Source organism: Streptomyces sp. NPDC021019 (genome assembly GCF_044333295.1).
Classification (GTDB): domain Bacteria; phylum Actinomycetota; class Actinomycetes; order Streptomycetales; family Streptomycetaceae; genus Streptomyces.
Window position 1 is genome coordinate 62332 of record NZ_JBIRQR010000009.1, and the last position, 19936, is coordinate 82267.

23 protein-coding genes are annotated in these 19936 nt (G+C 72.4%); 14 read left to right on the forward strand and 9 right to left on the reverse strand.

What is annotated here, in order from left to right; all coding sequences use genetic code 11:
• Positions 1 to 31: 31 nt before the first annotated feature.
• Complete coding sequence (locus ACH4RG_RS32960) at positions 32 to 511, reverse strand: spore-associated protein A (RefSeq protein ID WP_398540665.1); 480 nt, start codon at positions 509 to 511, stop codon at positions 32 to 34.
• A 267-nt stretch (positions 512 to 778) separates the two neighbouring features.
• Between ACH4RG_RS32960 and ACH4RG_RS32965 the strand changes: the two genes are divergently transcribed.
• Positions 779 to 1417, forward strand: coding sequence for a maleylpyruvate isomerase family mycothiol-dependent enzyme (locus tag ACH4RG_RS32965; RefSeq protein WP_398540666.1), 639 nt, complete (start codon positions 779 to 781; stop codon positions 1415 to 1417).
• 102 nt (positions 1418 to 1519) lie between these two features.
• Here the strand turns inward: ACH4RG_RS32965 and ACH4RG_RS32970 are convergent, their stop codons facing one another.
• Positions 1520 to 2215 (reverse strand): fascin domain-containing protein, encoded by a 696-nt coding sequence (locus ACH4RG_RS32970; protein WP_398540667.1) that lies wholly within the window; start codon positions 2213 to 2215, stop codon positions 1520 to 1522.
• Positions 2216 to 2435: 220 nt separating this feature from the next.
• Entirely contained in the window at positions 2436 to 2846 is a 411-nt protein-coding gene (locus ACH4RG_RS32975; RefSeq protein ID WP_398540668.1) for a MerR family transcriptional regulator, read from the reverse strand.
• A gap of 133 nt (positions 2847 to 2979) precedes the next feature.
• Between ACH4RG_RS32975 and ACH4RG_RS32980 the strand changes: the two genes are divergently transcribed.
• Positions 2980 to 4056, forward strand: a complete 1077-nt coding sequence (locus ACH4RG_RS32980; RefSeq protein WP_398540669.1) for an alkene reductase — start codon at positions 2980 to 2982, stop codon at positions 4054 to 4056.
• A 176-nt stretch (positions 4057 to 4232) separates the two neighbouring features.
• Positions 4233 to 5168, forward strand: a complete 936-nt coding sequence (locus ACH4RG_RS32985; RefSeq protein WP_397924949.1) for a phosphatidylinositol-specific phospholipase C domain-containing protein — start codon at positions 4233 to 4235, stop codon at positions 5166 to 5168.
• A gap of 22 nt (positions 5169 to 5190) precedes the next feature.
• On the opposite strand, the gene ACH4RG_RS32990 is transcribed toward ACH4RG_RS32985, so the two are convergent.
• From ACH4RG_RS32990 to ACH4RG_RS33010, 5 genes are all read right to left on the reverse strand, one after another.
• Positions 5191 to 6549 carry an ATP-binding protein gene (locus ACH4RG_RS32990; protein WP_397925224.1) on the reverse strand — a complete coding sequence of 453 codons (1359 nt, stop codon included), beginning with the start codon at positions 6547 to 6549 and terminating at the stop codon, positions 5191 to 5193.
• Between the two features lie 137 nt (positions 6550 to 6686).
• Entirely contained in the window at positions 6687 to 7421 is a 735-nt protein-coding gene (locus ACH4RG_RS32995; protein WP_397924951.1) for a response regulator transcription factor, read from the reverse strand.
• A 76-nt stretch (positions 7422 to 7497) separates the two neighbouring features.
• Positions 7498 to 8541, reverse strand: a complete 1044-nt coding sequence (locus ACH4RG_RS33000) for a S1C family serine protease (RefSeq protein ID WP_397924953.1) — start codon at positions 8539 to 8541, stop codon at positions 7498 to 7500.
• A gap of 128 nt (positions 8542 to 8669) precedes the next feature.
• Positions 8670 to 9710: a LacI family DNA-binding transcriptional regulator gene (locus ACH4RG_RS33005; protein WP_215110868.1), complete on the reverse strand. Its 1041-nt coding sequence runs from the start codon at positions 9708 to 9710 to the stop codon at positions 8670 to 8672.
• Between the two features lie 24 nt (positions 9711 to 9734).
• Positions 9735 to 10541 carry a winged helix-turn-helix domain-containing protein gene (locus ACH4RG_RS33010; protein ID WP_397924955.1) on the reverse strand — a complete coding sequence of 269 codons (807 nt, stop codon included), beginning with the start codon at positions 10539 to 10541 and terminating at the stop codon, positions 9735 to 9737.
• 283 nt (positions 10542 to 10824) lie between these two features.
• Here ACH4RG_RS33010 and ACH4RG_RS33015 point away from each other — a divergent pair, with 283 nt between their 5' ends.
• The 8 genes from ACH4RG_RS33015 to ACH4RG_RS33050 all read left to right on the forward strand — a co-directional run bounded on the left by ACH4RG_RS33015 (position 10825) and on the right by ACH4RG_RS33050 (position 16562).
• The gene (locus ACH4RG_RS33015; protein ID WP_398540670.1) at positions 10825 to 11742 is read left to right on the forward strand and encodes an alpha/beta hydrolase; all 918 of its coding nucleotides are present in this window, start codon (positions 10825 to 10827) and stop codon (positions 11740 to 11742) included.
• Positions 11743 to 11801: 59 nt separating this feature from the next.
• Positions 11802 to 12056 carry a MoaD/ThiS family protein gene (locus ACH4RG_RS33020; protein WP_397924959.1) on the forward strand — a complete coding sequence of 85 codons (255 nt, stop codon included), beginning with the start codon at positions 11802 to 11804 and terminating at the stop codon, positions 12054 to 12056.
• A 10-nt stretch (positions 12057 to 12066) separates the two neighbouring features.
• The gene (locus ACH4RG_RS33025; protein ID WP_398540671.1) at positions 12067 to 13578 is read left to right on the forward strand and encodes a hypothetical protein; all 1512 of its coding nucleotides are present in this window, start codon (positions 12067 to 12069) and stop codon (positions 13576 to 13578) included.
• A gap of 144 nt (positions 13579 to 13722) precedes the next feature.
• Entirely contained in the window at positions 13723 to 14412 is a 690-nt protein-coding gene (locus ACH4RG_RS33030; RefSeq protein ID WP_397931171.1) for a DUF2993 domain-containing protein, read from the forward strand.
• A gap of 305 nt (positions 14413 to 14717) precedes the next feature.
• On the forward strand, positions 14718 to 14798 hold the full coding sequence (locus ACH4RG_RS33035) for a putative leader peptide (RefSeq protein WP_350310325.1): 81 nt from the start codon (positions 14718 to 14720) through the stop codon (positions 14796 to 14798).
• A 165-nt stretch (positions 14799 to 14963) separates the two neighbouring features.
• Entirely contained in the window at positions 14964 to 15803 is an 840-nt protein-coding gene (locus tag ACH4RG_RS33040; RefSeq protein WP_215110756.1) for a sulfurtransferase, read from the forward strand.
• A gap of 51 nt (positions 15804 to 15854) precedes the next feature.
• On the forward strand, positions 15855 to 16142 hold the full coding sequence (locus ACH4RG_RS33045) for a DUF1416 domain-containing protein (protein ID WP_003968135.1): 288 nt from the start codon (positions 15855 to 15857) through the stop codon (positions 16140 to 16142).
• 162 nt (positions 16143 to 16304) lie between these two features.
• Complete coding sequence (locus ACH4RG_RS33050; RefSeq protein ID WP_397924965.1) at positions 16305 to 16562, forward strand: DUF3099 domain-containing protein; 258 nt, start codon at positions 16305 to 16307, stop codon at positions 16560 to 16562.
• 70 nt (positions 16563 to 16632) lie between these two features.
• On the opposite strand, the gene ACH4RG_RS33055 is transcribed toward ACH4RG_RS33050, so the two are convergent.
• Positions 16633 to 16995, reverse strand: coding sequence for a DsrE family protein (locus ACH4RG_RS33055; RefSeq protein WP_012380275.1), 363 nt, complete (start codon positions 16993 to 16995; stop codon positions 16633 to 16635).
• A 105-nt stretch (positions 16996 to 17100) separates the two neighbouring features.
• Between ACH4RG_RS33055 and ACH4RG_RS33060 the strand changes: the two genes are divergently transcribed.
• From ACH4RG_RS33060 to ACH4RG_RS33070, 3 genes are read left to right on the forward strand one after another with little or no spacing between them, the layout of a single operon-like run.
• Positions 17101 to 17955, forward strand: a complete 855-nt coding sequence (locus ACH4RG_RS33060; RefSeq protein ID WP_398540672.1) for a hypothetical protein — start codon at positions 17101 to 17103, stop codon at positions 17953 to 17955.
• Positions 17952 to 18911: a hypothetical protein gene (locus ACH4RG_RS33065; protein WP_398540673.1), complete on the forward strand. Its 960-nt coding sequence runs from the start codon at positions 17952 to 17954 to the stop codon at positions 18909 to 18911. The genes ACH4RG_RS33060 and ACH4RG_RS33065 overlap by 4 nt, the downstream gene beginning before the upstream one ends.
• The gene (locus ACH4RG_RS33070) at positions 18908 to 19780 is read left to right on the forward strand and encodes a hypothetical protein (RefSeq protein WP_398540674.1); all 873 of its coding nucleotides are present in this window, start codon (positions 18908 to 18910) and stop codon (positions 19778 to 19780) included. The genes ACH4RG_RS33065 and ACH4RG_RS33070 overlap by 4 nt, the downstream gene beginning before the upstream one ends.
• Positions 19781 to 19936: the final 156 nt, after the last annotated feature.

The following is a 19936-nucleotide window of genomic DNA, read 5'->3' on the forward strand; positions in this document are numbered from 1 at the left end:
GCCCCCCGGGCCGAATCCGTTCGGCGTGGGATCAGCCCCGGTTCGCGGCCAGGGAGCCGCAGTTGGTGCCGTTCTTGCCGGCGACCTCACCGGAGATCTCGCCGCGCCACGTCACGCAGAGACCGCGTGCGTCAAGATAGACCGGGCCCGCGTACGTCGTGTAGTAGCCCGTGTCCGAGACGGTCGTGGTGGGCGAGGCGAACCCGAGCGAGGCCGTCATGTGCACGGCCTTTCCGGGCGTGGTGCGGACGGTCACCACACAGTTCTTGCCGGTGGCGGAGCCGTAGGTGAGGAAAACGGTGCCCTTGGTGCCGATCTGCGCCGAGTTCACCACGGAGTAGCCCCCGCCGCAGGCACCGTTGTACTTCGCGGCCGCGGCGGCCTTGGGTGCGGCGGTTGCCCGCTGGGCCGTCGGCTCCGCCGCCACGGCGGCAGGGGCGAGGGCGATCGCGGCGCAGGCGGTGGCGGTGACGGCGGCCCCGATGGCCGACGCGCGTCGGATGTTGGTCATGTCGTTCCCCGGTTTCTCGAACGGTCATGGCGGGACGCCTGGTCCGGCACCCGGATCCCCACTCCTTGAAGTGGCGTGGGTCACGTCCTGTTGGATAGACCGTGACGCGGTGGAGTTGTGCTGTCCGTGCGCTGTTACGAAGTCATGACACAGTTGGACAAGATCACCTTTCTTGATCCATTTCCGGTGGTCCGGGATGCGATGAGTTTCGGTGGCGCCCCCGGTCTCCTACGGCAGATGTGGTCACCGGTTCGAGTGGAGGCAGCCGTGGAGAGCGACACGAAGCGCGGGATCTGGCGGATGGTGCACGCCGAGCGCGCCGCGCTGGCCGACGACCTCGCGCGGCTGGACGCCGGGCAGTGGGACGCGCCGTCGCTCTGCGAGGGATGGACGGTGCACGATGTGGCCGCGCACCTGGTGGACACCGCCCGTACGACGCGGATCGGCTTCGTGGCGGGCCTCGTGCGGGCGGGGTTCGACTTCGACCGCCAGAACGCGCGCGGCGTGGAGCGCGAACGCGGGGCGTCGCCGCAGGAGACGCTGGAGCGGCTGCGGCGGGTGGTGTCGCGGACGACGACTCCTCCGGCCCCGCTCGACACCCGGCTGGTCGAGGAGGTCGTCCACGGCGAGGACATCCGCCGTGCGGTGGGCCTGGTCCGCTCGTATCCGCAGGAGGCCGTGGTCCGCGCGCTGCGCCTTCAGACGCGTACGCCGGCGGCCTTCGGCGGGGCGAAGGAGACGGTGGAGTCCGTACGGCTGACGGCGACCGACGCCGACCTGTCGATCGGGGAGGGGCCGCAGGTGACGGGGCCCGCGCTGTCCCTGCTCCTGGCGGTGTCCGGCCGGCGGCAGGCGGTCGAGGAGCTGAGCGGGCCGGGGGTCTCCGCGCTCACGGCTACCGGCTGAGGGCGACGAGGGGGCCCGTTCCCTCGCGGTGTGGTCCGGGCGCGCGCCGCGACCCGGCCTCCGTCCGGGTGCTGAGGGAGGCCGGGCCACGGGCGGGCGGGGTCAGCCGACGATGTCGTACAGGTCGAACTGCTCCCAGGAGCCGGTGACATCGGCGGAGCGGGCGCGCAACGTGTACTGGAGCGAACCCGTGTAGCTGTTCTCCATCGCGACGAAGAGGTTGTTCAGGGTGGACTGGAGCGCGTAGAGGTCCAGGTCCTCGTTGTAATAGAGCACGAACCGCTCCCAGCCGCCCGCGGTCGTCGAACGGGCCCGCAGCACGTTCTGCGCCTGGCCGGTGAAGTTCTTCTCGACCGCCACGTAGCGGTTGTTCGCGAGGGACTTGAGAGCGATGGTCTGGCTGGCCTCGTCCCACTCGAACGCGAAGCTCTCCCAGGCGCCGAAGACGTGGGTGGAACGGGCGCGCACCGCACCGGTGTTGGGCGCGGCGTAATTGATTTCGGTGACTGCGAACTTGCCGTTGCGCATCGACTTGATGGCCATGGGGCCGGACTCGTCTGCCGGGGCGGCGGCGCTTCTGCCGGAGGCGGACAGGGACGGCTGTCTGTCGGTCGACTCGGCGATGCGTGCCGGGTCGTCGCCGTTCACCTTCTCCCAGCCTGCGGGGGCGCCACCTGCGGAAGCCTCGCGCGTGGCGCTGCCGGCCGGGCGGCCTTCGTGCGAGGTGGCTCCGGCCGCCGGGGCCGCCAGGACGGAGGCGGTCAGCAGGGCGCTCAGGGAAAGGAGGGCGGAGGTCATGCGTCGCACAGGTCTTCCTCGCTTCTCATTGCCGCGCATTCCGGGATCCGGAATGCGCGGAGGGTGGAGAGAAAGGGGTCCGGGCGTCGCTCGATCGCGCGCCGGAGGTCCCGAAGTGGTTTCAGAATAAGGCCAGTTCGAGATCTCCGGTAAAGGTTTTCAGGGCGGCTCGGAAATTCCGGAAACGGCCGCGCTGAATATATTCTTCCGCTGTTTTCCGTTAAGGAAGGCGACCTGCTCCGTCTTTGTCGCGGACACTTCGCGCCCCCGGGCGCAGCGTGCTGCGGTGGGCCCGGTTCACGGCCATCAGGACATCCAGCGCGTCCCGGGTGGAGCGGAGGTCGTCGATGTGCGCGGAGAGCCGCTCCCGTTCCTGTTCCATGCGCTCCATCGCCGCGTCGGAGGTCTCCTCGCTGGGGGCGTCGACGCAGGGCAGCAGCTCCATGATGGTGCGGCTGGACAGGCCGGCGGCGTAGAGCCGCTGGATGAAGTGGACCCGCTCGATCTCGGCGGGCGTGTAGTGCCGCTGGCCGCTCGGGCTGCGGCTGCTCGTCAGGAGCCGCTGCTCCTCGTAGTAGCGCAGGGACCGGACGCTGGCCCCCGTGACGGCCGCGAGTTCTCCGATGCGCATGGTGTGGCCCCTCCGCTCCCCGCCGAGAGGATCGCCGTACGGGCTTGCCCCTCACATTGATGTCAGGTTTTAGCGTAGCGCCGTACCCGGTTCACGGGTGCTTCGGAGCTGATGGAGCCAGGAGATTCGCGCCATGAACCAGAGCCTTTTCGACAGCTACCGCCTCGGTGACCTGCGGCTGCCCAACCGGGTGGTCATGGCGCCGATGAGCCGCGTCCGGGCGGCCGCCGGAGGGCTGGCGACACCGTCGATGGCCACGTACTACGCGCAGCGGGCGTCCGCTGGGCTCATCGTGAGCGAGGGGGTGCAGCCGAGCCTGGTCGGGCAGTCCAACCCCGGTACGCCGGGACTCCACACCGACGAGCAAGTCGCCTCGTGGCGGCCGGTGACCGCCGCGGTGCACGCCAACGGCGGCCGGATCTTCGCCCAGATCATGCACGGCGGCCGGGTCTCGCACCCGGACACCAACGGGCTGCGGCCGGTCGGGCCCTCCGCCGTCGCGGCGGCCGGCGAGGTGTTCACCCCGACCGGCCCGCAGCCCGTGCCGGTGCCGCGCGCCCTGGAGACGGCGGAGGTGCCCGAGCACGCCGAGTCCTACGCGTCCGCTGCCCGCCGGGCCGTCGACGCCGGGTTCGACGGCGTGGAACTCCACGGTGCCAACGGCTACTTGATCTCCCAGTTCCTCTCCTCGAACGCCAACCTCCGCACCGACCGCTACGGCGGGCCCCTCGCCAACCGGGTGCGGTTCGCCGTCGAAGCGATGGCGGCGACGGTCGACGCCGTGGGCGCGGCCAGGACCGGTATCCGGCTCTCGCCGGGCGGGGCGTTCTGGGGCGTCGAGGAGCGGGACGTTCCCGAGCTCTACGCCGTACTGCTGGCGGAGCTGGCTCGTCTGGAGCCGGCCTACGTGCACCTGGAGGCGACGGCCGACGAGGAGGTGCTGGTCGCCCTGCGCCGCGCGTGGCCCGGCGCGCTGATCATGAACCCGGTGCTGCCGATGGGGGCGAAGCGGGCCGGGCGTTCGGACGCGGACCGCTGGCTCGGTCTTGGCGCCGATCTCATCAGCTTCGGCCGGGCCTTCATCGCCAACCCGGACCTGATCGAGCGGATGCGCGCCGGGCTGCCGATCGCCCCGGAGGACGAGGCGACGTACTTCCAGGGAGGTGACACGGGGTACGTCACCTACCCCTCGTACCAGCACGCGGGCTGAACCGGCGAGCGCGGCCGGGGGGCATCTCCGGAAGAAGAGGGGGCCCGGTCCACCTCCGGAGGAGGACGGGGCCCGCCCTCTTCCGGAGATGACGTGTGCCCGTCAGAATCCAAGGGCTCGGGAGGCCAGGCACCACCCCCCTCACCCCCCCCCACGGCCCTTGGAGGCACCCGCCCATGTCCAGCCCCAGCCCCACGCGCACGCCCGGTCCCCCGTCCCGACCCTCCCGCAGGAGCTTCCTGGCCGGCGCTCTCGCCGTCTCCGCCACCGCGATCGTCGGCGCGGCGCCCGCCGTCGCCGCCACGCGGGAGGCCGGCCGGGCGGTCCGGGGGACGCACGACTGGATGGCCGCCCTGCCCGACGGCACCGCGCTCCGGCAGCTCACGATCCCGGGCACGCACGACTCGGGGGCCCGCTTCGGCGGTCCCTGGTCGGAGTGCCAGAACACGACGATCGCCCAGCAGTTGGCCGGCGGCATCCGCTTCCTCGACGTACGGTGCCGGCTCATCGACGGCTCGTTCGCGATCCACCACGGGGCCTCGTTCCAGAACATGATGTTCGGGGACGTCCTCGTCGCCTGCCGGGACTTCCTCGCCACGCGGCCGACCGAGACCGTGCTGATGCGGGTCAAGCAGGAGCACTCCTCCGCGAGCGACGCGGCGTTCCGGGCGGTCTTCGACGACTACCTGGACGTACGCGGCTGGCGGTCGCTGTTCCGCCTCGACGCCACCCTGCCCGACCTCGGCGGGGCCCGGGGCAAGGTGGTGCTCCTCGCGGACAACGGCGGGCTGCCCGGGGTGCGGTACGGGGACCAGGCCCTCTTCGACATCCAGGACGACTACATGGCGGAGCCGTTCGCCAAGTACCCCAAGATCGAGGCGCAGTTCCGCAGGGCGGCCCAGCAGCCGGGCAAGTTCTTCATGAACTACGTGTCCACCGCCGCCCTGATGCCGCCCCGCTGGAACGCCGACCGGCTCAACCCGCAGGTGCACTCCTTCCTGGAGCGCGCGGAGACCGCCGGCTGGACGGGGCTCGGCATCGTCCCGCTGGACTACCCGAACCAGCGCTCCGGCCTGGTCGAGTCGCTGATCCGGCACAACCCGACGGGGTGAGCGGCACCCGCCGTCCCCGGCCTCACATCCCCGGCGGCGGCGTCGGCGCCCCCGGCAGGGTGAGCGCCGCCACGGTGCCGGGGCCGGCGTCCGGGGCCGGGCGCAGGGCGATCGAGCCGCCCGCCTGGTGCACCGTACGGGCGACGATGGACAGGCCCAGGCCCGAGCCGGGGAGCTGACGGGCGGTCGGGGAGCGCCAGAAGCGTTCGAAGACGTGCGGGAGGTCCTCGGCGGGGATGCCGGGGCCCCGGTCCCGGACGGTCAGCTCGCCCCGGTGCAGCCGCACGTCGACCGTGCCGCCCGGCGGGCTGAACTTCACGGCGTTGTCCAGGACGTTGACGATCGCCCGTTCCAGGGCGGCCGGCTCCGCGCGTACGTACCAGGGGGCCAGGTCCTCCGTGATCGTGAGCTCCGGTCCGCGCAGGCGGGCGCGGCGCAGGGCGGTGCGGGTGGTCTCGTGCAGGGCCACCACCTGGAGCGGGCCGGGCTCGGCCGCGTCGGGGCGGGCCAGCTCCTGGAGGTCGCCGATCAGCGCGGCCAGCTCCGTCATCTGGGCCTTCACCGAGGTCATCAGCGCCTTGCGGTCCTCCGGCGGGATCACCCGGCCCGTCTCGTCGCTGCGGGCCAGCAGCTCCACGTTCGTCCGGAGCGAGGTCAGCGGGGTGCGCAGCTCGTGGCCCGCGTCCGCGATCAGCTGGGCCTGGCGGTCGCGGGAGGAGGCGAGCTGGGCCGTCATCGAGTTGAACGAGCTGGAGAGCCGGGCGATCTCGTCCTCGCCGTCCACCGGGATGCGTACGGTCAGGTCCTCGGTGCGGGCCACGTGCTCGACGGCCTCGGTGAGTTCGTCGACCGGCCGGAGCCCGGCGCGCGCGATCCACAGCCCGGCCGCGCCCGCCCCGAACACACCGATGCCGGAGACGGCGAGCAGCACCCAGGCCAGTTGGTTCAGCGGATCGGTGACCTGTGCCATGGGGACGGCCACGGAGACCGCGAGACCCGGCCGGTCCGGGCCGGCGGGCGAGGTGTGGACCCGCATCTCCGCACCGTCCTCGGCCTTCGTGGTGTGCGTCGCGTCCTCGCGCAGTCCCGCGGCGACGGCCCGGTCGGTGGTGTCGATCGGGATGGCAGACCTGCCCGGCACCGTGCACGGCTTCGCACCCACGGCCGGCACCAGCTGGATCGTGTACGGGCCGGTCACGACCTGGAGGTCACCGGGCAGTCCGCTGGTGCAGGACGCCGTCAGCAGTCTGATCGCGTTCTCGTTCGGCTTGACCTGGGACAGCGTCGTGTCGAGCTGCTCGGTCAGCCGGTCCCGGGTGGTCAGCCAGCAGGCGGCGGCCACCGCGGCGACCGCCACCGCGACCGCCGTCGCGACCAGCATCGCGAGCCGGGAGCGCAGCGGCAGCGCCCGGAACCGGCGCACCGGGCTCACGCCTCCCCGCTCCCGCCCACCCGCTGCGGGCGCCGGACCGCTCACGCCTCCCCGCTCCCGCCCACCCGCTGCGGGCGCCGGACCGCTCACGCCTCGCCGCTCCCGCCGGTGCGCAGCGCGTAGCCCACCCCGCGCACGGTGTGGACGAGGCGCGGCTCGCCACCCGCCTCCGTCTTGCGGCGCAGGTACATCACGTACACGTCCAGGGAGTTGGAGCTCGGCTCGAAGTCGAAGCCCCAGACGGCCTTGAGGATCTGTTCCCGGGTCAGCACCTGGCGCGGGTGGGACAGGAACATCTCCAGCAGCGTGAACTCGGTACGGGTCAGCTCGACCCGCCGCTCGCCCCGGGTGACCTCGCGGGTAGCCAGGTGCATCCGCAGGTCGGCGAAGGAGAGGACGTCGTCGTCGGGGGTGTCCGCACCCGCCGCCGAGGCGTAGGAGCTGCGGCGCAGCAGGGCCCGGATGCGGGCGAACAGCTCGTCCAGCTCGAACGGTTTGACCAGGTAGTCGTCCGCGCCCGCGTCGAGGCCGGTGACCCGGTCCCCGACGGTGTCGCGGGCGGTGAGCATGAGGATGGGCGTGGTGGAACCGGTGGCCCGGATACGACGGGCGGCGGTGAGACCGTCCATCCGGGGCATCTGGATGTCCAGGACGATGAGGTCGGGGGCGTAGGCCTCGGCCATCGCCAGGGCGTCGTACCCGTCGACCGCGACCTGTGTCCCGTATCCCTCGAAGGCGAGGCTGCGCTGGAGCGCCTCGCGCACGGCCGGCTCGTCGTCGACGATCAGGATGCGCTGGGGATCGTCTTCGGCGGGGCTCATCGCTGTCTCGTCCTCTTCTCGTGTCGACCCGTCTGCGGGGGTGCTCAGCCTCGCACGGCCGGGGTGCTGTGCGGGATCAGGAGCCTTCGCCCGCGCGCAGGGCGCCCAGGTCGGCCTTGAGGGTGTCCACCGGGATCGCGAAGCCGAGGCCGACGCTGCCCGCCGCGGAACCGCTGCCCGCCGCCGAGGAACTCGGGGCGTACATAGCGGAGTTGATGCCGATGATCTCGCCGTCCATGTTGATCAGCGCACCGCCGGAGTTGCCGGGGTTGAGTGAGGCGTCGGTCTGGAGCGCCTTGTAGGTGGTCGTCTCCTCGCCCGTGTCGCCGTTGAACTGCTGTCCCCCGAACTCGAACGGCCACTGCTGACCGCCGCCCTGCCGGCCCTGGCCCTGCCCCTGTCCGGAGCTGCCGGAGTCGTCCTTGGCGACGGTGACGTCGCGGTCGAGCGCGGAGACGATGCCGCTGGTGACGGTGCCGGTCAGGCCCTCGGGCGAGCCGATCGCCACGACCTGGTCGCCGACCTTGACCCGCGAGGAGTCGCCGAGCGTCGCCGTCTTCAGGCCGCTCGCGCCCCGGAGCTTGATGAGCGCGAGGTCCTTGCCGGGGTCGGTGCCCACGACGTCGGCCGTATAGGTCCTGCCGGTGGAGAGGGTGACCTGGATCTGCCGCGCGCCCGAGATGACGTGGTTGTTGGTGACGATCTCGCCGTCCTCGGTGATCACCACGCCCGACCCGGTGGAGTTGCCCGCCGACGAGGCCGCGCCGATCTCCACGATCGTGGGCGAGACCGCCTCCGCGACACCCGGGACGGTGCCCTTGCTGCTCGTCGAGACGGTGGTGCCGTTGACCGCGCCGCCCGAGCCGGTGGCTCCGGAGCCACCGCCGTTCAGCTGGCCGACGAGGGTGGCGGTGCCGCCGCCGATGACGCCCGCCGCGATCGCCACCGCCGCCAGCAGCGCGACCGGCCGCTTCGCCCGGTGCCTGGCGGTGGGGGCGGTGGGGGCGTACGGGGGCGGCGGCGGGTAGCCGCCCGCGGCGCCGTCGTACGCCGTGCCGTAGCCGTACGGGGTCGGGTCCTGGTCCGTGTACGCGCCGCTGGGGCGAAGGTTCTCCGTCATGTCCACCAGGCTGGTCAGCGAAGATGAGAAGCGCCTGAGTACGTCCTGAGAAGCCCGGAAGAACCGCGTATGCCCGCTGTAAGGGCCGGAGATTCCGAGGGAGGACCGCAGATCCGGAGAGCGGGCGGTCAGGCGGACGCGGGGGGCTCCCCGCAGCCGCACGAGCGCCGGACCACCAGCGCGGAGGGGAACTGCTTCAGCCGCTCGCGCCGCGACCCCGAGACCCGGAGCGAGTCGTCCAGTACCAGGTCCACCGCCGCCCGCGCCATCGCCGGGCGGTCGGAGTGGACCGTGGTCAGCGGCGGGTCGGTGAGGCCGGCTTCCTTCACGTCGTCGAAGCCCGCCACCGCCAGCTCGCCCGGTACGTCGATGCGCAGCTCACGGGCGGCCCGCAGCACGCCGAAGGCCTGGTCGTCCGTGGCGCAGAAGATCGCCGGGGGCCGGTCCGGGCCCGCCAGCAGCCCGAGGGCCACCTGATAGGCGTCGTAGCGGTTGTACGGGGCCTGGAAGAGCCGGCCCTCCGTGGAGCGGCCCGACTCGTGCATCGCCCGCCGCCAGCCCTCGACGTGGTCGGCGACCGGGTCGCCGACCGCCGGGGTCTCCTCCGTGCCGCCGAGGCAGGCCACGTACGCGTTGCCGTGCTCCAGCAGATGCCGGGTGGCGAGCTGGGCGCCGCCCACGTCGTCGGTGACGACGGCGACGTCGTCGATCGCCTCGGGGCGCTCGTGCAGCAGGACGACCCGGGCGTCCCAGGCCTCGATCTCGGCGGCGGCGCGCTCGCTGGGGCCCTGGCTGACCAGGATCAGCCCGGAGACGCGCATACCGAGGAAGGCCCGCAGATAGTGGACCTCGCGCTCGTCGCGGTAGTCGGAGTTGCCGACGAGCACCATCTTCCCGCGCTCGGCGGCGGCCTGTTCGACCGCGTGCGCCATCTCCGCGAAGAACGGCTGCCGGGCGTCCGGCACGATCATTCCTATGAGGTCCGTGCGGCGCGAGGCCATGGCCTGGGCGACCCGGTCGGGCCGGTAGCCCAACTGCTTGATCGCGGCGAGCACCCGCTCGCGCGTGGCCGGGGCGACCGGCCGGGGTCCGTTGTTGATGACGTAGCTGACGACCGCGGTCGACGTCCCCGCCAGTCTCGCCACATCGTCCCGCGTCACCTTGGCCACGCGCCGCAGTCTACGCGGATGGACCTAGGGGGTGGCAGCCTCTACCGGGGCTTCTTCCGGCACCGTGGCCGAAGAGGACTGCTCCGATCGGGTGACGGGGTCGGCCGCCCTCTGCCGGGCGGCGGCCCGGTCCTTCGCCTCCTCCGCCGCGCGCTCGACCTTCTCCGGCGTGACGAAGCGGTAGCCGACGTTGCGCACGGTGCCGATCAGCGACTCGTGCTCGGGGCCGAGCTTGGCGCGCAGTCGCCGTACGTGGACGTCGACCGTCCGCGTACCGCCGAAGTAGTCGTAGCCCCAGACCTCCTGGAGGAGCTGGGCGCGGGTGAAGACCCGGCCCGGGTGCTGGGCGAGGTATTTCAGCAGTTCGAACTCCTTGAAGGTCAGGTCCAGGACCCGGCCCTTGAGTTTCGCGCTGTACGTCGCCTCGTCGACGGAGAGGTCACCGTTGCGGATCTCCATCGGGGAGTCGTCGGAGGTGATCTGCCGGCGGCCCATGGCCAGCCGCAGCCGGGCCTCGACCTCGGCCGGGCCCGCCGTGTCCAGCAGGACGTCGTCGATGCCCCAGTCGGCGGTGACGGCCGCGAGCCCGCCCTCGGTGACGACCAGGATCAGCGGACAGCCGGGTCCCGTGGACCGCAGCAGCTGACAGAGCGAGCGGACCTGCGGAAGGTCGCGCCGCCCGTCGACGAGGATCACGTCGGCGCCCGGGGTGTCCACGAGGGCCGGGCCCTCGGCGGGGGCCACCCGCACGCTGTGGAGCAGGAGCCCGAGGGCGGGGAGCACCTCCGTCGACGGCTGGAGTGCGTTCGTCAGAAGCAGCAGTGAACTCATCGCCGGCCACCTGCCTGGTTCGGTCGATCATGGTGCACGGTTCGCTCGCCCATTACGTCGGTCCTCCTCGTTCCCTGCGAGAGGGGCACTCCCGGGTCGGGCCCGGGGGAGTATGCGGCACTGCTTCGTACGTCATGCGTCATGCGTCATGCGGGTCTCACGGTGCGGTCCCGCGCCCTGGGACCGCTGAGCTTGTGGAAACGTCGTCGTAACAACGCGGGTAAAGCACAAAAGGACCCGGGGGCTGCTTTGCCCGGATCCTCTTCGCAGCAGAATAGCCCACATGACTTCCGTGTCCGAGGGGCGATTCCCGGGTTCCTCTGTTCCCTTGCTCACGCGCCCCCCACGATGCGCCACGTTGCTGACGGATGACGGCGTACCGGTCGAGGCGGTGTACGAACCGTGTACGGCGGGTGCCGGGACGCCGGGGGGCGCAGCGTTCGAGGGGCCGGCGGAGGCTCCCGTGATCGTCGTCGCGCACGTGTTCACCGGCTCGGCCGACCGCCCCGCCGTGCGGCGGGCCGCACGGGTCTTCGCCCGGCGTGCGGCCGTGGTCACGTTCTCGTTCCGGGGCCACGGGCGGTCCGGCGGGCGCTCCACGGTGGGCGACCGCGAGGTGCTGGACCTGGCCGCCGCGGTGGCCTGGGCGCGGGAGCTGGGGCACTCCCGGGTGGTGACGGTCGGGTTCTCGATGGGCGGCTCGGTGGTGCTCCGGCACGGCGCTCTCTGTGCGGCGGATTCCGTGGCGGGGCAGGCGCCCGTTCGTGTACCGGCGCACGCGGGGCGCACGGGGAGTGCGGGGGCGCATGCGGACGCCGTGGTCTCCGTCAGCGCGCCGGCCCGCTGGTACTACCGGGGAACGGCCCCCATGCGCCGCCTGCACTGGGTGGTCACCCGTCCCTCGGGCCGCCTCGTCGGGCGCTACGGATTCCGCACCCGGATCGCGACCACGGACTGGGACCCCGTCCCGCTCTCCCCGGTCGCCGCGGTCCCGCTCATCACCCCGGCCCCGCTGCTGCTCGTGCACGGCGACCGGGACCCCTACTTCCCGCTGGACCACCCGAGGATGCTGGCCGAGGCGGCCGGGCCCGGTGGCGCGGAGCTGTGGCTGGAGCGGGGGATGGGCCACGCCGAGAACGCGGCGGACGACGCCCTGCTGGCCCGTATCGCCGACTGGGCGACGGCCGCACCGCGCGCGTGACCCATCATGGAGAGCTGACGCACGAGGCGTCCGACGAACCGACCCGAAGGAGTGGCGCCATGGCAGCGGGGACGATCCGCTACTGGGCCGCGGCCAAGGCCGCGGCGGGCACCGCGGAGGAACCGTACGCGGCGGAGACCCTCGCCGAGGCGCTCGACGCGGTCCGCGAGAGGCACCCCGGCGAACTGAGCCAGGTGCTCCGGCGGTGCTCGTTCCTCATCGACGGCAACCCCGTCGGGGCCCGTGGGCATGAGACCGTACGCCTTGCCGAGGGCGGCACGGTCGAGGTGCTCCCGCCGTTCGCAGGAGGGTGAACCGCAGGCCATGAGCAGCAGCGATCAGCAGTACCCGTATCCGTACGACCCCGAGCGGCAGCAGCAGCCGGCGTCGCCGCACTGGCCCGACGGTACGGCCGGGCAGTCCGCCGCGCCCCAGGACCCGGCCGCCTTCGACCAGGGCGGGACGCAGACGTGGCAGGCGCCGACCTGGGACACCCAGTACCAGCCGACGATCCGCCCGGACGGGGCTCAGCACCGGGCGGGGGATCCGGGGCAGGGGCAGGGGCAGGGGCAGGGGCACGGGCAGGGGATGGGGCCGGGGCAGGGTTACGGGCAGCCGAAGCAGCCGGATCCGTACGGGACGCAGCAGCCGGGTCCGTACGGGACGCCTCAGTCGGATCCGTACGGACAGCAGCAGCCCGGCCCGTACGGGACGCCGGAGCCGCACCCTCCGTACGAGCAGCAGTACCAGGATCCGCAGCAGCACCAGCAGCACCAGCAGCACCAGCAGCACCAGCAGCACCAGCAGCACCAGCGCCAGTTCCGGGAACCGCGGCATCAGGGGCAGGCGCAGGGACAACCGCAGCAGCCGTACCGGCCTTCGGCGGCTTCGGCGGCTTCGGCGGCCGACACCGCCTATCTGCCGCCCCAGGGGGCCTCGGGCTCCTACCCGCTGCCGCCGGAGGTCCCGGCCGCGCCCGCCGCGCCCGTGGCCCCCGTGCCCGCCCCCGCACCCATGACCGCGCGGCCGGAGGCCGGCGACACGGGTTACAGCGCGCCCACGACGCTGGGCAACGCCCGGATCACCGACGCCCAGCGGGCCCGCGCGGAAGGGCGTTCGCCGATCATCGCGCCGGGGATGCAGCCCGCCGCGCTCACCGCCGTGCTCGGCCTGCTGCTCGCGGGGGGCGCGGCGATCGGGCCGTACGCGCTGCTCGTCCCGGTGGTGCTCCTCCAGGCGGTGACGGCCGCCGGCTGGTTCCGGCTCAACGGCATGTGGCCCGCCCGCCAGGGCATCGCGCTCGCCTTCGCGGGGGGACTGGTCGCCGACGTCGTGCTGCTCGCCGCGGGCCGGGAGCACGGCCCCGCCGCGCTGCTGGGCACCCTGGGCGTCTGGGTGCTGCTCACCGTGGTCCTCCAGCTCCGCAGCCACGCGGGGGCCGACGAGCGGATGTACGGCCTGATGGCCACGGTCGTCTCGGCGTCGCTCGCGGTGCTCGCGGGCGGGTTCCTCGCGGCGGTCCCGGACGCGGTGACGGTCGGCGGGGCGGCCGTCGCGGCGGCCGCGCTCGTCCGTGCCCTTCCGCTGCCAGCGATCGCCTCCATCGGGGTGGCCCTGCTCGCGGGTGCGGGTGCGGGCCTCACCTTCGGCAATACGACCGACTTCGGGGCGAAGGGCGTGCTGCTCGGTCTCGCGGTCGGCGGGTGCGCGCTCATCGGGCTGCGGGTGGCGAGCTACGACTACCCGTCCCGGTTCGTGCACATGACCGCCGGAGTGGCGCTGCCGCTGACCGTGGCGGCCCCGGCCGTCTACCTGGTCGGCCGCGCCATCCTCTGACCGCCGCACGGCCACCGTCGCCGACCGGCCCCCGGGAACCGATCGGGGGCCGTCGGTCGTCGATCATCCGGGGCGTCCCTCTCCTGCGGCAGTAGGCTCACGGGCGCCAGGGGGACCGATCGGCTCAGGTGGGGGAAACGACAGATGCGCGCACTGCGAATACTGCTGGTCCTGGTGGTGGTGCTCGGCGGCCTCTTCCTCGCCGTCGACCGCGCGGCTGTCTATTTCGCCGAGTCCGAGGCCGAGGACCGGGTCACGATCAGCGGGGGCGGGCCCGCCACGACGGAGATCTCGATCAAGGGTTTCCCCTTCCTCACCCAGCTCGCCGCCTCGCGGCTCGACCGGGTCGACGTCGACCTCACCGGCATGGAGACCAGCGCCGCCGGCCGCGCGATCCGGGTCAGCGAGGTCCGGGCCCAACTGCACGACGTGAAGCTCGGCTCCGGCTACCGGAGCGCCACGGCCGCCCGCGCCACCGGCACCGCGCTCGTCAGCTACGCGGACCTGACGGCGGCGGCCAGCGACGGCGTCGTCGTGGAGTACGGCGGCAACGGCAAGGCGAAGGTCACCGGCACCGTCGAGCTCCTCGGCCGGCCGATCTCGCGCAGCGTGCTGTCCACCGTGACCCGCGTCGACGGCCACACGATCAAGGTGCGCGCGGACACGGTGCCGGGCGAGGGGCTCCCCGGCGTCGAGCGACTGGTCCGCGAGAAGACCGACTTCCAGGGCGACATCGACGGGCTGCCGAAGGGCCTGGAGCTCCGGGAGGTCAAGGTGACCGAGAAGGGCCTGGAGATCTCGGTGACCGGCTCGGACGTCTCCCTGACCGGCTGACCGACCGCCCCAGGCTCCCCGACCGCCCTCTCCCGCCGCCCTCTCCCGCCGGCCCCTCCCGCCGGCCCTCCGCCCCGTCCCGCCGACCCTCCGCCCGCTCCCGCCCTCTCCCGTGCCCTGACGGCACCCGGATCCGGATAGTGAGACGCCCGTGTCCGGTCCGCAGATGCGGGGCAGGCTCGGGGGAGCCCCGCACTGATTCCCGTGCCCGTACGCCCCTCCCCTGTCTCACATCACGGATGATCGTGTCTCATCATGCGATACGACGGTGACATCTTCGTCCGTACCTCCCTACGATCGGACCCATGAAGCGACAGGCGGATCTCACGAAGCGGCGGGCAGTAGACCTGTGCCGCGTCGCCGCCATGCTCTGTCGCACCTTCTGAGCGGGGCGTTCGCACCGTCCCCGTCTCTCCCCGGCCCTTCGACCGCCGTCAGGGTCGGCCCCGTGCCCCGTACGCGCCACGTTCCGTGCCCTCGCGCCTACACCCGCACCCAGCAACTCCGCATCTCGCACCACCCCGCCGCAGACTGCCCCGGAGGAGAACAACATGAGCCGCAGCGACGTCCTGGTAGACGCCGACTGGGTCGAGGCCCACATCGACGACCCGCAGGTCGCCATCGTCGAGGTGGACGAGGACACCTCGGCGTACGAGAAGAACCACATCAAGAACGCGATCCGGATCGACTGGACCAAAGACCTCCAGGACCCGGTCCGCAGGGACTTCGTCGACCAGGCCGGCTTCGAGAAGCTGCTCAGCGAGAAGGGCATCGGCAACGACACCCTGGTCGTCCTCTACGGCGGCAACAACAACTGGTTCGCCTCCTACGCCTACTGGTACTTCAAGCTCTACGGCCACGAGAACGTGAAGCTCCTCGACGGCGGCCGCAAGAAGTGGGAGCTCGACTCCCGCGACCTGACCGACGCCGTCCCGACGCGTCCGGCCACCCAGTACACGGCCAAGCCGCAGGACGAGTCGATCCGTGCCTACCGCGACGACGTCGTCAAGGCCATCGGCAGCCAGAACCTGGTCGACGTGCGCTCGCCCGACGAGTTCAGCGGCAAGCTGCTCGCCCCGGCCCACCTCCCGCAGGAGCAGTCGCAGCGCCCCGGCCACGTGCCGAGCGCCCGCAACATCCCGTGGTCGAAGAACGCCAACGACGACGGCACCTTCAAGTCGGACGACGAGCTCAAGGCGCTCTACGAGAACGAGCAGGTCGACCTGGCGAAGGACACCATCGCCTACTGCCGCATCGGTGAGCGCTCCGCGCTCACCTGGTTCGTGCTCCACGAGCTGCTCGGCCAGGAGAACGTCAAGAACTACGACGGTTCCTGGACCGAGTACGGCTCCCTCGTCGGTGTGCCGATCGAGCTCGGCCCCGCGAAGTAGTCCGACCGACCGTCCGACCGACCCGCACGACCCGACCAGAAGGACAGAACCATGTGTGGAGCACAGGCCGGTGGCCCCGACGCTTCGACGATCAAGCCCGGTGAGACCACCATCCAGGGCAGCGTGACCCGCGACGGCGAGCCCGTCACCGGCTACGTGCGGCTGCTGGACTCGACCGGCGAGTTCACCGCCGAGGTCCCGACCTCGGCGACCGGACAGTTCCGGTTCTACGCCGCCGAAGGCACCTGGACGCTCCGCGCCCTGGTTCCCGGCGGCAGCGCCGACCGCACGGTCGTCGCGCAGACCGGCGGGCTCTCCGAGGTCGCCATCGCCGTCTGATCCGCGGCGATCGGGACGGTACGCCGTTCCGTACGGCGCGAAGAACGGCCGAAGGGCCGCACCCCAGGGGGTTGGACGCCACCTGACGCGGGGTGCGGCCCTTCGTGCCGTCCGGGGGTCCATCGGGTGGGCGGGCGGCCGGAGGAGTCCTACGCTGGAGGCATGTACGCCCGACGCAGGCGGAACTACTTCCTCATGATGGGCGGATGCGTCGCGCTCTTCGTGTCCGCCTGGGCCGTGGTGCGCCTGTGGTCCGTGCCGGTCGCCGTCGGCATGTGCGTGGTCGCCATGGTGATCCCGCCCGTCGCCGCGGTGGTGGCCAACCGGCGGGGCCCGGAGGACCGTTGGTGGGACGACCCGTCCGGCGACCCGGAGTCCGACGCGTGGTGGGACGAACTGGACGGCAGGAAGCGCCACTGAACCGGGGGGAGCCCCTCGCCCGGTCGTCCGGTCGTCCCCTCGTCCGGTCGTCCCCTCGTCCGGTCGTCCGTCAGTAGACGAGCGCCTGGGCGCCGTCCGCCATGGCCTCCTGCACGAAGACCTGCGCGCCCGCGATCCGCACGCCCTCCAGCACGTCCTTCTCGCCGATGTCGCGCCGGGCCGCGCACTGGGTGCACAGGGTGATCCGGCCGCCCGCCAGGATCGAGTCCAGCAGGTCCGGCAGCGGGGCCGCGTGCGGCAGTTCGAACTCGGCGGCCCGGCCCGGCAGGGCGAACCACGAGGACTCGCCGGTCAGCCAGAGCGAGACCTCCACACCGCTGGCGACGCCCACCGCCGCCACGGTGAAGGCCTGGGAGCAGCGCTCGGCGGCCTCGGGCCCGGCGGTCACCTTGATCACAAGCTTCTTCGGCATATGCCGAACTGTAATCGTCCAGGACGCAACCTCCTCGCTGACCTGGGGGTCACTTGTGCGCGCAGGTAAGGGAACCCGCGCTTCAGGTCTCTTGGGGGAACCCTTTTGGAACCGAACGACACCATTCCTGCCGCGCCGGAAGGGCCCGTGCCCGCGCCGGCCGTGCCGCCCGCGCCGGCCGTGCCGACGGAGCAGGCCGCCGCGGCCGACGAGTCCGTACGCCGTCGGCCGCGCGGCCGTACGACGCTGATCATCGCGGCGGCGGCGCTGCTCGGGATCTCGGGCGGGGCTGCCGTGGGCTATGGCATCCAGGCCGAGCGGGCGCCGACGCCACTGGCCGCCCTGTCGCAGCCCGGCCTCGGCCACCCGGCGAAGCCGCTGTCCGCCGACCGGGTTCCGGCCCCGCTGCCCGCGGCCCAGGACCAGCGGGTCAGGACGGACGGCGACCTGCGCAAGCTGCTCGTCGACCGGCCCAAGGGGGCGAAGAAGTCGCTCACCGACGAGCTGGGCCTCGACAACGGCTGGCTGCCGATCGACCAGTACGCCGAGGCGTACTACGAGGACCCGCACTACATGTTCGAGGCGCTGGCCGAGGGAGGACTGCGCCGGGTCGCCTCGGCCTCGTGGAGGCAGGGGAAGTACCGGGAAACCGGTGTGCAGCTGCTTCAGTTCCGGTCCGGCGACCTGCACGGCGCGGCGGAGCACCTCGATGGCCAGCTGATGTACATGCCGCAGGACAAGGAAGGCGCGGGCAATTCGGGGGACGCGATCAAGGGAAGCCGCGAGGGCCGCTACTTCCTCTACCCGGTCGAGCGGAAGGCGGGATACCTCCCGTCCTACCGGGCCAGGGCTCTGGCCGTGCGCGGTGACATCGTGCTCGACATCAACATCTTCGACACCGTACCGATCAGCAAGAAGGACATCCGGACGCTGGCCGAGCGACAGCTGGAGCGGCTGTGAACGACGACGACACGAAGCCCGTCACCGAGCCGGCCGAGCCGACCAAGGCGACCGAGCCGACCAAGGCGACTGAACCGACCAAGGCGACTGAGCCGGCCAAGGCGACTGAGCCTCCCGAGCCGACCGGGTCGGCCGAACTCGCTGCCACGCCGACGCCGACGCCGACGCCGACGCCCACGACCACGACCACCTCCATGCCGGTTCCCGGCCGCCGGGTGCGCCGGGTGGTGCTGACCGCGCTGCCTGTCGGTCTGGTGCTCGCGGCGATCGGCGGCGCGGCCGGGTACGTCAACGCCACCGTGGACACCGCGGACCGGACGGTCGCCACGACCGTCTGGGACGAGGACCACGCTCCCGCCGGCAAGGACCCGGCGGGCGGGGCGCCTGCGGGCCGCCACGACACCGAGCTGACCAAGCTCCTGCTGCCGGTGCCCCAGGGCTACCGGCTCGGCCCGGACATCGGCGAACTCGGCAACGACAGCGAGACGAGCGGGGCCAAGGCCGCCGCCACGATGAAGGAGATGGGGCGCGGCCTGGCCGGGAAGGACCGCCGCGAGCTGAACAAGTCCGTCGAGAAGCTCCGTATCCGGGGCATCGCGCAGCGCTCGTACACCTCGGACGCCCACGACCTCGTCGTCAACGTCCACGTCATGAAGATGCGGGACAAGCGGGCGGTCCGCACGTCGTACGTGAACCGCAAGGAGCTGATGGACTCCTTCGACGTCTTCCGCAAGGGGCCGTCGATCGACGGCCACAAGAAGGCCACCTGCTACCGGCTGCCCAAGGGCGACAAGGACACCCTCCACACCCTCGACGGCATGACCTGCATCGCGTACGAGGGAGAGGTCTCGGTCACCGTCGACGCGAGCGGCAGCAAGCCGTTCAGCCCGTCGGACGTCGCGGACCTGGTGAAGGACCAGCTCGACCACATCGCGTCCCCGGGGGAGTACATATGAGCGAGCAGACGGTGGTCCCTGGGACCACCACCGGGACGCCCGTGATGCCCGAAGCACCGCCACCCGTCCTTCCGCCCGAGGCGCGCGAGGTCCCCGAGGCGGCGCCGAAGCCGCCCCGGCGGGTCCTGCGCGCCGTCGCACGGTGGACGGCCGCCGCGCTGGCGTTCGGAGTGCTCGGCACCGGTACGGCCTTCGGGATCGCTTCCCTGGAGCGGACCGACGTCCCCGGGCTCGCCACCGAGGACGACGGCCGCTGGGACTACCCGAAGCTGGCCCTGCCCGCGCTCCCGGCCGGTTCGCCCCGGCCGTTCGGGGCCGGCAACCCGGCCGAGATCCACCACGCCGACCTGCGCGACCTGCTGCTGCCGGCCCCCGCCGGCGCGGTGCCGGACAAGAAGCTGCCAGGCGGCTGGATCTCCACGGAGACGTTCCTCGACGCCTACCGGCAGCAGGACCGGCCGTCGGTGTCCCAGCTCCTGAAGGACGCCGCCCCGCGCCATATCGCGGCACGCGGCTGGACCATGCCGGACGGCACGACGTCCCGGATCTACCTGGTGCGGTTCAACTCGACGGCGTTCGCGAGCCGCATGCTCGACGACCTGCGCGTGGGCTCATCGGCCGGTACGCCGCTGGACCGCACGGACACCACGGAGTTCGACGACACCTGGGGCTCGGACCACGACATCGAGAACCTCTCATCGTTCGTCTTCGCCGAGCAGGCGCCCTTCGGGGCCGAGCACGTCCGGCAGGCGTACACCCTGGCGGGGGACACGATGGCCCTCGTCGTGCACGAGCGCGCCGGGAAGCGGGAGACGGCCCGCGTTCCCTTCCAGCAGACGCTGATCCTCCAGAACCAGCTGCTCGCCTGAGGGCCGCCGCGGCGACCCGCGGCCGACACCTGGACGAGAAGGCCGGGCCCCCACCCATTAGGCTGGGGGCCCGGTCCCGTCACCGCCGCCACCCGCTCGTCACGAGGAGCCCCCTGTGCTTGAGGCATTCTTCTCCGCCCTGCTGATCCTGGTCTG

Coding starts and splice junctions, on each gene's coding strand:
- ACH4RG_RS33030 (WP_397931171.1), top strand. CDS start 13,723: ATGCGCGCACTGCGAATACTGCTGGTCCTGGTGGTGGTGCTCGGCGGC.
- ACH4RG_RS33040 (WP_215110756.1), top strand. CDS start 14,964: ATGAGCCGCAGCGACGTCCTGGTAGACGCCGACTGGGTCGAGGCCCAC.
- ACH4RG_RS33025 (WP_398540671.1), top strand. CDS start 12,067: ATGAGCAGCAGCGATCAGCAGTACCCGTATCCGTACGACCCCGAGCGG.
- ACH4RG_RS33070 (WP_398540674.1), top strand. CDS start 18,908: ATGAGCGAGCAGACGGTGGTCCCTGGGACCACCACCGGGACGCCCGTG.
- ACH4RG_RS33045 (WP_003968135.1), top strand. CDS start 15,855: ATGTGTGGAGCACAGGCCGGTGGCCCCGACGCTTCGACGATCAAGCCC.
- ACH4RG_RS32975 (WP_398540668.1), bottom strand. CDS start 2,846: ATGCGCATCGGAGAACTCGCGGCCGTCACGGGGGCCAGCGTCCGGTCC.
- ACH4RG_RS33000 (WP_397924953.1), bottom strand. CDS start 8,541: ATGACGGAGAACCTTCGCCCCAGCGGCGCGTACACGGACCAGGACCCG.
- ACH4RG_RS32980 (WP_398540669.1), top strand. CDS start 2,980: ATGAACCAGAGCCTTTTCGACAGCTACCGCCTCGGTGACCTGCGGCTG.
- ACH4RG_RS33020 (WP_397924959.1), top strand. CDS start 11,802: ATGGCAGCGGGGACGATCCGCTACTGGGCCGCGGCCAAGGCCGCGGCG.
- ACH4RG_RS32970 (WP_398540667.1), bottom strand. CDS start 2,215: ATGACCTCCGCCCTCCTTTCCCTGAGCGCCCTGCTGACCGCCTCCGTC.
- ACH4RG_RS33050 (WP_397924965.1), top strand. CDS start 16,305: ATGTACGCCCGACGCAGGCGGAACTACTTCCTCATGATGGGCGGATGC.
- ACH4RG_RS32960 (WP_398540665.1), bottom strand. CDS start 511: ATGACCAACATCCGACGCGCGTCGGCCATCGGGGCCGCCGTCACCGCC.
- ACH4RG_RS33055 (WP_012380275.1), bottom strand. CDS start 16,995: ATGCCGAAGAAGCTTGTGATCAAGGTGACCGCCGGGCCCGAGGCCGCC.
- ACH4RG_RS33015 (WP_398540670.1), top strand. CDS start 10,825: ATGACTTCCGTGTCCGAGGGGCGATTCCCGGGTTCCTCTGTTCCCTTG.
- ACH4RG_RS33035 (WP_350310325.1), top strand. CDS start 14,718: ATGAAGCGACAGGCGGATCTCACGAAGCGGCGGGCAGTAGACCTGTGC.
- ACH4RG_RS32985 (WP_397924949.1), top strand. CDS start 4,233: ATGTCCAGCCCCAGCCCCACGCGCACGCCCGGTCCCCCGTCCCGACCC.
- ACH4RG_RS32995 (WP_397924951.1), bottom strand. CDS start 7,421: ATGAGCCCCGCCGAAGACGATCCCCAGCGCATCCTGATCGTCGACGAC.
- ACH4RG_RS33010 (WP_397924955.1), bottom strand. CDS start 10,541: ATGAGTTCACTGCTGCTTCTGACGAACGCACTCCAGCCGTCGACGGAG.
- ACH4RG_RS32990 (WP_397925224.1), bottom strand. CDS start 6,549: ATGCTGGTCGCGACGGCGGTCGCGGTGGCGGTCGCCGCGGTGGCCGCC.